Below are 9644 nucleotides of genomic sequence, written 5' to 3'. Positions count from 1 at the left end.
CCACCGGGCCCACTTCCACCGAGCCTGCTTCTACTGGGCCTGAGGCCAGCGTGGGCGCAGCGGGACCCGCCGGGCAGCCCGGGCGGTTCGCGGCACCCGGCACGCAGGCCGCGGAACCGGCGGAACTCGCCGGGCAGCCCACGGACGCCACGAGAGCCGCGGTGCCTACCGTGGAACTCGTGGAATCCGCGGCACCGGTCATACACCCCGTGAAACCGGCGGAACCCGCGGGGCCCGCCGTGCCACGGGCACCATCCGCCGATTCCCCGGGACGGCCGGTATCCCGTTGAGCCGGGCGGGGGGCTGCGTACGGCGGGTTTTTCGGGCGGGGTGACCGTAGGCTTGGCCGGTATGAGGGTCCATGTGGTCAGTGATGTTCATGGCCGCGCAGACGCGCTTGCCGCCGCCGGGCAGGGGGCCGACGCCCTCATCTGTCTCGGGGACCTTCTTCTCTACGTGGACTACCGGGACCACAGCCGTGGGATCATGGGCGACCTGTTCGGCCCGGAGGCGGTCGGGAAAATGATTCGGCTGCGGACCGAGCAGCGTTTCGACGAAGCCCGTGAATGGTCCCACGGGTTGTGGGCCACCTTGGGTGACGACCGCCAGGCGATCATCGAGCGGGCGATCCGCCGGCAGTACGAACAGTTGTTCGCAGCCTTTCCCACGCCGACTTTCCTGACCTATGGCAACGTCGATCTCCCACATCTCTACCTGGACTATCTGCGGGACGGCGTCACGCTGCTCGACGGCGAGACGACCGAGATCGGCGGGCTGCGGTTCGGTTTCGTCGGCGGAGGTTTACGCACCCCCATGCGCACCCCGTACGAGATCGACGACGAGACCTATGCCGCGAAGGTCGCGGCGGTCGGGGCGGTGGACGTCCTGTGCTGTCACATCCCGCCGCACCTGCCCGAGCTCGTGTACGACACGGTGGCCCGGCGTTACGAACGGGGCAGTGTCGCGGTGCTGGAGGCCATTCACGACGTGAAGCCTCGCTACGTGTTGTTCGGACATGTTCACCAGCCGTATCGTGATGTGCTCGACATCGGGTCGACGCGCTGCGTCAACGTCGGACATTTCAATGCCCGGGGAACGCCTTTCGTACTCGAGTGGTAGGCGGCCCGCCGTGGGTGCTCGCGTGGTGGGCGGCCTGGCCGCAGGCGCTGGTAGCCCGGGTATCGGGCTGTGCTGTCGGCGGCCCGTCGACGGTCTCCCGGCGATTTGTCGGTGTTCCACGGATGCTCCACGGATGCTCCACAGACGGTCTACTGATGGCCCGCGGATGACGTGCGGATGTCCTGTGGACGACTCGCCAGCCACGGACGCGCCCGCCGTGTCCGTGCCTGGTCCGGTAGCCTCGTCGACTGGTCAGGATGATTATCCTGACGTGTGGAGAGATCCTGGATGCCTCAGTAGCCAGGATGTAACCGGGATGCCAGCAGTGTCGGGTATGCCCGGGCGAGTTGTGGAGGCAGTGTCACCAATGGCGGAGCACGCCCGAGCCAGTACCACGATCAATGCCAAGCCCGCGGCTGTGATGGCGGCGATTGCTGATATAAGCGCATATTCGACCTGGTCAGGGCCGGTGGAACGGGCCGAGGTCGTCGTGCCCGGCCCGGACGGCCGTCCTCGACGGGCCCGTTTCCTGGTCAACGCCGTGGTGGCGAAGGAGGAATTCGTCACCGAGTACACCTGGTGCGGTGACGACTCGGTGAGCTGGACTCTCGTCGAGGGGAAAAACCTGGTCGCGCAGAACGGCAGCTACGTTCTGCGCGACCTCGGTGACGGCCGGACCGAGGTCACCTACGACCTCACCGTCGAGCTGAAGGTCAAGATTCCGAGCCTGATCCGGCGCAAGGTACAAAGCGGTGTCGTCGACGCCGCGCTGAGGGATCTCAAGAAACACCTCGAGAGCTGACCACGCGTGCGATGCGTGCTCTTCGCGGGCAAAGGGGGCGTCGGGACGACCACGGTCGCCGCGGCCACGGCCACGCTGGCCGCCCAGCGTGGTAACCGGACGCTGGTGATGTCCGCGGACCCGGCGGGAGGCCTCGCGGCGGTTCTCGACCATCCGCTGGACACGGCCCCCGTTGAGATCGAAGCCGGCCTGTTCGCCCAGCGTGTGGACACCCAGCGTGCCTTCGAGGACCGCTGGTGGACGATACAGGCCGCCCTGGGCCGGCTGTGGGAGGTCACCGGAGCGGACCCGATCGAGCCCGGTGAACTGACGGTGCTGCCCGGCGCCGGGGAGGTGCTGGCCCTGCTGCACCTGCTCGACCAGATCAGGTCCGGGGACTACGACGTCGTCGTGGTCGACGCCGGCCCGATCGCCCGCTTACTGCGCCTGCTGACCCTGCCGGAGACACTGCTGTGGTACCTGCGCCGGGTCGTTCCGATCGACGGCCGGCTCGCCCACCTGCTGCGCGGCAGCCCGTGGCGGCTGGGCCGTCCCACCTGGCCGGACGCCGTGGCCGGGCCGCTCGCCGGGGCCGCCGCGCGGCTTCAGCAGATCATGGACGAGGTCCGTGACGTCCTGTCCGACCCGTCGCGCTCCAGCGTGCGGCTCGTACTGACCCCCGAGACCGTCGTGGCCTCCCGGACCAGGGCCGCGGTGGGCGCGCTGGCGCTGTACGGGTTCGGGGTGGACGCCATGGTGGCCAACCGGGTGCACGTCGCCACCGGGGGAGATGCCTGGCGGGCCGGCTGGGCGGCCGCCCACCGTGAGCAGTTAGCGGCCGTCGAGCGCTCCTTCGCGCCGATCCCGGTCCTGCGCGCGGCCTACCGGGCCGGTGAGCCGGTCGGCCTGGAAGAGCTCGCGGCCTTTGCCGCGGGCACCTACTCGGCCCTCGACCCGGTCGCCGTCCTCGGCGGTGGCGGGTGGGCCGGGATCGGCCCGCTGCGGGTCGAGCGGGCCGGGAACGGCTTCTCGATCTCGATCGCCCTGCCGTTCGTGGAGCGTTCCGAGATCGCTCTCGCCCGCGTCGGCGCGGACGAGCTGATGGTCTCGGTCGGGTCGCAGCGGCGGATGCTCACCCTGCCATCCGCGCTGCGCCGGTGCGACGTCACCGGCGCGGTGCTGCGCGACGATCGGCTGGTGGTCTCCTTCGTGCCGGACCCGGACCTGTGGGTCCGTACATGACCATGCCAGCGCCGGGCCCGCTCGCCCAGGAGGCCGCCCTGCTCGCCGCGGCCGTGCGTGACCTGCTGCTGACGAACCCGGCGGCCCAGGCCCACGCCACCCACACCGGCGGCCACGCCACCCACACTGAAGGTAACGCCACACACGCCAGCGGTCACATCGGCCACGCCGGCGGCCACACCGGCCACACCGGCCACACCGACGGCCACGCCGGTCACAGCGGCTATGCCACCCATACCGGCTACACCGGTCACAACGGCCGTCCTGGTGACGACACCCACGTCGGCAATAACGATCATATCGGTCATGCCGGGGCTGCCGGCCCCGGCTGGACGGGATCCGGGCGCCGCGCCGCCGCACCGCCCGGCGGGGCCGGTGACGCGGGCGGCGGTGCCGGCTGCGACTGCGGCCTGCGCCCGGAGGGCCATCACAACGCCCGTCCGGACGCCGCGGCGATGACCATGTGCCAGGTGTGTCCGCTCTGCCGGGTGGTCAACACCCTGGCCGCGGGCCGGCCGGAGGTGGCCGGGCATCTGTTCGCCGCGGCCACCGCGCTGGCCGCGGCGGTGCGGGCGGTCCTCGCCGGCCGTCCGGACGCCGGCACGGACAGCGCCGCTACGGCCGGTACCGGCCCCGTCGAGGACACTGCTGTGAGGGGATGGCCAACCGAGCGGCCGGGGCCTGGGCCGCGTGTTCAGAGGATCGATGTCGAGTGACCATCACAACGTCGTCGGACAGGGACAGCGCGCGCCCCGATCTGGTGATCGGCGTGGACGTCGGTGGCACGAAGGTCGCCGCCGGCGTCGTCGACGGGTCCGGGACGGTCCTGTCGTCGCTGCGGCGGCCGACGCCGAGCCAGCAGCCGGCGGCGGTGGCCGATCTGATCGGCGAGGTGGTCGACGAGCTGCGGGCGGCCGTGGCGCCGCGGCCGGTGCAGGCGGTCGGCATCGGGGCGGCGGGCCTGATCGACCGTGACCGCTCGCGGGTGCTGTTCGCGCCGAACCTCGCCTGGCGTGACGAGCCGCTACGGGACGAGGTCAGTGCCCGCACCGGCCTGCCGGTCGTCGTGGAGAACGACGCGAACGCGATGGCCTGGGGGGAGTACCGCTTCGGTGCCGGCCGCGGCGAGCCGGACCTGGTGTGCGTGACGGTGGGGACCGGCGTCGGCGGCGGGATCGTGCTCGACGGCCGGCTGTACCGGGGGCGGTTCGGGCTCGGTGGGGAGATCGGGCACATGCAGCTGGTGGCCGGCGGCCGTCTGTGCGGGTGCGGGAACAGGGGCTGCCTGGAGGCGTACGGCAGCGGCAACGCGCTGGTGGCCAAGGCCCGTGAGCTGGTCACGACCTCGCCGGCGGCGGGCCGGCGCCTGCTGGAGCTCGCCGGCGGCGAGGTGGGCGCTCTTCGCGGCCCGTCGGTCACCGAGGCGGCCCTGGAGGGCGATCCGCTCGCGGTGAAGTGCTTCGAGGACGTCGGTACCTGGCTGGGCCGGGCGATGGCCAGCCTGGCCTCGATCCTCGATCCCGGCCTCTTCGTGCTCGGCGGCGGGGTGGCGGAGGCTGGTGATCTTCTTCTCGCCCCGGCCCGCGCGGAGTTCGCCAACAGCCTGTCGGCCCGCCGGCACCGTCCCGAGGCGCGGATCGTCACCGCCCAGCTCGCCGCGCGGGGCGGCATCATCGGCGCCGCCGACCTGGCCCGTAGCTGACCGGGCTGACCGTGCCGGTCGGGCCGTGGCCGAGCGGGCCGGCCGGGCCAGCGGGGCCAGCGGGGTCAGCGAGTGGTGTCCGGACGGTAGTCGGCGACCAGCTCCTGGGCCAGCTGCTCCAGGAACAGCCCGGCGTCCGTGACCACGCCGACCGCCTGGGAGAACCCGCGGTCGGCGATCCTGCTGACGCTGCTGGGGTCGATGTCCACACAGGCCACCGGGATGGACGCCGGCAGGATGTTGCCCGTGGCCACCGAGTGCAGCATCGAGGCGACCATGAGCGCGAGCCCGATCCCGCGCAGGGCGTCGCGCATGGCCCGCTGGCCGGCCAGCACGTCGGTGTGGACGTCCGGCAGCGGGCCGTCGTCACGCACCGAGCCGACCAGGACGAACTTCTTGCCCGCCTTGACGATGGCATGCATGATCCCGCTGGTCAGGATGCCGTCGTCGACGGCGGCGACGATGGATCCGGCGCGCCGGATCGTGTTGATCGCCCGGATGTACTGCTCGTGCCCGCGCTCGGCCCCCTTGCCGCGGCTCGGCTCGTTGCCGAACGCCGCCCCGTACAGGGCCGCCTCGATGTCGATGGCGGCGAAGGCGTTGCCGGAGAAGAGCACGTCGACGTAGCCGGCCTCGATCAGCGCGACCATGGCCGGGGTGGCCCCGGACTGCACGACGGCGGGCCCGGCCACCCACAGCACCCCGAAGCCCTCCGCCTTGAGCTCACGGATCTGGCGGGCGATCGCGCGGACCAGCACGGCCTGCCGCTGCGGCGCCAGCAGCGTGGTGGACGACGAGACGGACTGCGACGACAGGGCCTGGAAGGTGCCGTACAGCCGGGTCGAGTGGTCGGTCACCGGCAGCACGGCCTTCACCCCGGACACGCCGCACACGATCATGTCGCCGGCCCGGACCTCGGAGACCGGGACGGTGCGCACCCGCCCGTCGCAGACGACGAGGCCGCAGTCCATCTCGGGATGTTCCACCGGCACCCACTGGCCGCCGAGGCGGACCACGGTTTCCAGGTTGGTGGTCGAGTAGAAGTCGGGCGGGAAGACCCCGTCACGGTCGGCCGCCCGCAGCAGCACCGTGCCCGGCTCCACGCTGTTGACGCCGTACGCCTTGATCCTCATGAGGATGCGGGTCAGCTGCTCCGCCGAGTCGGCCCCGACGACGATCGTCGCGTGCGACTCGTCGTCATGGGTCGTGCCGAGATCGATGCTCCTGATCTCGTAGTCGCCCCCGTAGCTGAGAACGTCGTCGAGTACCCGGGCGAGAATGCCGGTGTCCATCAGGTGACCGTGTATCTCGACCTTCTCGTGGAACTCCACGCAGCCGCCCCTTCCGTGCCCTGACGCGGGTGCCCGGTCCGCCTGCCGGCGGACCGGGATCAGACGACCGCACCGTCGTCACCGTCCGCTGAGTCGGTGGGCGGCCGATCCGCCATTCGGAACACCAGTGTGGCGACTCCGCCCAGCACAAGCATGACTCCTCCGACGTCGTAGGGCCTGCCATGGTCGATCCCGGCAATCGTGGGGACCAACAGGATCGCGACGCCGACGGCAATAGAGCACAACGCCCACCGGGTAGTGGGTTTCATGCGGGGTGCCGGCAGTGGGGGCGGTGGGTCGTAGTGGTCGGACAGGTCATTGGACGGGTCACCGGAGGGGTCATCAGGGTCGTCGTAGCCGCCGGCATCATTCGGGACGCCCGGCGGATCGACGTCCGGCCGTTCACCGGCCGGGCCGGTGGTCGCGCTGTCGTCCACGGGAAGGAAAATATGATCTTTTTGCCGGTCCGGGTCGAGCGGTAAGCGCCAGACCGGGCGCACGGCCACGCCCGGAGGCTCCGTGCGCGTCGTGACGTCCTCGCTGGACGGCCAGGTCCGTTCCACGGGCTCGGCGTTGAAACGGGCCACGAGCGAGGCGAAGACCGCGTCCTGGTCCGTCTCCTGGCCCGTGTCCCGCGCCGTGGGCGCACCGCCGCCGCCGTCCCCGTCGGGGCTGCCCGCCGCCGGTGGCCCGGCGATGGCTGCGTCCTCCTTCGGCCGCTCCTTCGGCCGCTCCTTCGGCCGCTCCTTCGGCCTGCCGTCTCCGGACGGCGGATCGCCGCGGCGTGTCCCACGGTGGCCGGTGGGGCCGGGCGCGCCGGCGCCACTCGCTTCGGCGCCGGGCGGGCTGGCCTGCGGCGGCTGTCCGCACGCCGGGCCGCCGGCGGCTCCGCCCGCGTCCGGCGGCGGGCCACCGGCAGGTGGTGGCAGGTCAGGCACGACTCACCCCGATCACCCCGAGACAACCGTGTGCGTGTCGACGAACTGAAGGCTTCCCTCGAAAATTGTGTGTCTGTCGTTGTCGAGAGTCGCGACGTGGTAGCTGTTCTCCAGGATGCGCTCGGAGACGGTGGACGACGTCGCGCCCGCCAGCAGGATCCGTCCGGAGGTGGCCTCGACGACGTGGTCGACGCGGCTGCGGAAGGTCAGGATCGGGCTGGTGACACGCCCCAGGTCCGCCACCGTCACCGTCCACAGCTCGCGCAGGGAGACGAAGGCCCGCAGGGGCAGGCACCGGTAGGCGACCTCCGCCGTGCCCGCGGCCTTGATGTCGCTGCTCACCCCGGCCACGCAGGGGATCACGCGCGAGAGCGCCGGGGCGAGCGCGGCGATCCTCCGGTCGGTGCCGAGGCTGGGGTTGACCGTGACCACCCCGGCCACCGCCGGGCCGTGGACCTCCGCCAGCCGCAGGGTCAGGGTGCCGCCCATGGACAGCCCCATGACGAAGACGGCCGAGCAGCGTTCCCGCAGGCGGAGGAAGGCATCCTCGGCCGCGCCGAACCAGTCGCGCCAGGTCGTGCCGTTCATCTCCTGCCAGCGGGTGCCGTGGCCCGGCAGCAGCGGGCAACAGACCGTCAGGCCCGCCTCCGCGAGGAACGAGCCCCAGGGGCGCATGCTCTGTGGTGTGCCCGTGAATCCGTGGATCAGCAGTACCCCGGTGTCGCCGCCATCGTGCTCGAACGGCTCCGCGCCCGGTACGACCGAAGTGCCCGGTACGACCGAAGTGTCTGGTGTGACCGAAGTGCCTGGTGTGACCGAACGCCGTGGTACGCCTGCCATGGTGTCCGCCCTCTCGTTACTCGCGCGCGATCGGCCGCACTCCGTGGTGACGGGGGATTGTTCTGTTTTCGTCGCGCGGACCGGTTCCGCAGCATGCTCGCATGCCGGACGGGCAGAGGCCATGCTCTCCGCGGTGCCGTGTCCAGCGGTGCCATGTTCTGTGACGCCGTGTTCTGTGACGCCATGTCCGGCGGTGTCGTGTCCGGAGCCGGCCTCGCCGTGTCCCGCGTCCGCGCGGCTCCCGGGCCGCCGCGGGGGAGCCTGCCGGCGGCGCCCGGGGAGCGGCCGGCCGCGACAGTCCCCGTGGTGGACGCGGCCACCACGGTTCCATAGGGTTGTCCCGGCCACCGTGTGCGGGCGTGTCGGGCCGATGCGTGTCGAGACGATGTTGGTGGGCGACCACACCGGGAGCTGACGTGTTGTACTGGGTCGTCAAGGCATTTCTCACTCCCATCCTGCGGCTGTTCTGGCGGCCGTGGGTCGAGGGGCTGGAAAACATCCCGGAACGGGGCCCCGCAATCCTCGCCGGTAACCATCTCTCCTTCTCCGACCACCTGTTCCTCCCGTTGGTCGTGCCGCGCCGGGTCACCTTCCTGGCCAAGAGCGACTACTTCACCGCCCCGGGATTCAAAGGCTGGCTGAAGCGGCTGTTCTTCACCAGCGCCGGCCAGCTCCCGATCGACCGCAGCGGTGGTGCCGCCAGCGACAGGGCGCTGCGCAGCGGCGTGAAGGTGCTCCAGGGCGGCAAACTGCTGGGGATCTATCCGGAGGGCACGCGCTCACCGGACGGCCGGCTGTACCGGGGCAAGATCGGTGTTGCCCGGATGGCGCTGGCGTCGAAGGTCCCGGTCATCCCGGTCGCGATGATCGGCACGTTCGAGGTGCAGCCCCAGGGGAAGCTGCTGCCCAGGATCCGCCGGGTCGGCATCCGCATCGGCCAGCCGCTCGATTTCAGCCGTTACGAGGGCATGGTCGACGACCGGTTCGTGCTCCGGTCCATGACCGACGAGATCATGTACGAGCTGATGGCGCTGTCGGGCCAGGAGTACGTCGACAGGTACGCGCAGCGGGTCAAGAGCGAGCTCGCCGCCACGGTCGAGGCGGACGGCGAGGCGGACGGCGAGGCGGCCGGCGAGGCGGCCGGCGCCTGCGGCGGGGAGCCCGGCCGGGAGGGCGCCGGCCGTACGGTCGACCGGCCGCCGGCGAAGGCCATGGCGGAGCCGTCGGCACCCCGTGCCCCACGGGCCCGCCGGCGGGCCGGTCGCAAGACCGGCCGCTCGGGCCTGGGTGACCAGACTGACACCCGCCAGGCAGGCTGATCGCCGGCCCGGGCCGGCTGTTGGCCATTCGGGCACGGCAGGATGGTCGATGTGCACGCATCGGCGGATCTCACGGCGCCCGACCATCCCTCACGTCGGCGCCGGCCGCGGGCAGCCCGGCCGGCGGGGACGCGGCGTCTCCCGCGACGGCTCGCCCTGACGGCCGTTGTCGCCGGAGCTGCCGTTCGGCTGGCGGCCGTTGTCGCCAGGGCCGCCATTCCGGTGGCGGCCGTTGTCGCCATGGTCGCCATTCCGGTGGTGGCCGGTGCCGTACCCGCGGCCCGGGCCCAGCCGGCACCGGATCCCGGCGCCGCGCGCCCGGCGCCCGCGGGGCCGGCGGCGCCGGAGCCGCCCGCCGGCACGGTCCTGCGC

Annotated in this window: 9 protein-coding genes and 1 pseudogene; 7 read left to right on the top strand and 3 right to left on the bottom strand. The window is 71.9% G+C overall.

What is annotated here, in order from left to right:
* Positions 1-351 precede the first annotated feature (351 nt).
* From NBW84_RS03515 to NBW84_RS03495, 5 genes are all read left to right on the top strand, one after another.
* Positions 352-1119, top strand: coding sequence for a metallophosphoesterase (locus NBW84_RS03515; RefSeq protein WP_250291983.1), 768 nt, complete (start codon positions 352-354; stop codon positions 1117-1119).
* A gap of 367 nt (positions 1120-1486) precedes the next feature.
* Positions 1487-1921: an SRPBCC family protein gene (locus NBW84_RS03510; RefSeq protein WP_250281644.1), complete on the top strand. Its 435-nt coding sequence runs from the start codon at positions 1487-1489 to the stop codon at positions 1919-1921.
* Between the two features lie 6 nt (positions 1922-1927).
* A complete protein-coding gene (locus NBW84_RS03505; RefSeq protein ID WP_250281642.1) occupies positions 1928-3142 on the top strand; it encodes an ArsA family ATPase in 1215 nt (404 codons plus the stop codon).
* On the top strand, positions 3139-3858 hold the full coding sequence (locus NBW84_RS03500; protein ID WP_250281640.1) for a hypothetical protein: 720 nt from the start codon (positions 3139-3141) through the stop codon (positions 3856-3858). The genes NBW84_RS03505 and NBW84_RS03500 overlap by 4 nt, the downstream gene beginning before the upstream one ends.
* On the top strand, positions 3855-4844 hold the full coding sequence (locus NBW84_RS03495) for an ROK family glucokinase (RefSeq protein WP_250281638.1): 990 nt from the start codon (positions 3855-3857) through the stop codon (positions 4842-4844). The genes NBW84_RS03500 and NBW84_RS03495 overlap by 4 nt, the downstream gene beginning before the upstream one ends.
* Positions 4845-4909: 65 nt before the next feature.
* On the opposite strand, the gene NBW84_RS03490 is transcribed toward NBW84_RS03495, so the two are convergent.
* The 3 genes from NBW84_RS03490 to NBW84_RS03480 are packed head-to-tail and all read right to left on the bottom strand — an operon-like array spanning position 4910 to position 7953.
* Positions 4910-6175, bottom strand: coding sequence for an ornithine cyclodeaminase family domain (locus NBW84_RS03490; RefSeq protein ID WP_250281635.1), 1266 nt, complete (start codon positions 6173-6175; stop codon positions 4910-4912).
* 59 nt (positions 6176-6234) lie between these two features.
* On the bottom strand, positions 6235-7113 hold the full coding sequence (locus NBW84_RS03485; protein ID WP_250281633.1) for a hypothetical protein: 879 nt from the start codon (positions 7111-7113) through the stop codon (positions 6235-6237).
* Between the two features lie 12 nt (positions 7114-7125).
* Positions 7126-7953: an alpha/beta fold hydrolase gene (locus NBW84_RS03480; protein ID WP_250281630.1), complete on the bottom strand. Its 828-nt coding sequence runs from the start codon at positions 7951-7953 to the stop codon at positions 7126-7128.
* A 416-nt stretch (positions 7954-8369) separates the two neighbouring features.
* On the opposite strand from NBW84_RS03480, the gene NBW84_RS03475 reads away from it, so the two are divergent.
* Both NBW84_RS03475 and NBW84_RS03470 read left to right on the top strand, forming a co-directional pair.
* Complete coding sequence (locus NBW84_RS03475) at positions 8370-9272, top strand: lysophospholipid acyltransferase family protein (RefSeq protein WP_250281627.1); 903 nt, start codon at positions 8370-8372, stop codon at positions 9270-9272.
* A 51-nt stretch (positions 9273-9323) separates the two neighbouring features.
* Positions 9324-9644 (top strand): annotated as a pseudogene (locus NBW84_RS03470) (hypothetical protein); the annotation flags it as partial.

The organism is Protofrankia sp. CiP1_Cm_nod2 (genome assembly GCF_920664355.1).
Classification (GTDB): Bacteria; Actinomycetota; Actinomycetes; order Frankiales; family Frankiaceae; genus Protofrankia.
This window is presented reverse-complemented; position numbering and strand designations above follow the sequence as displayed.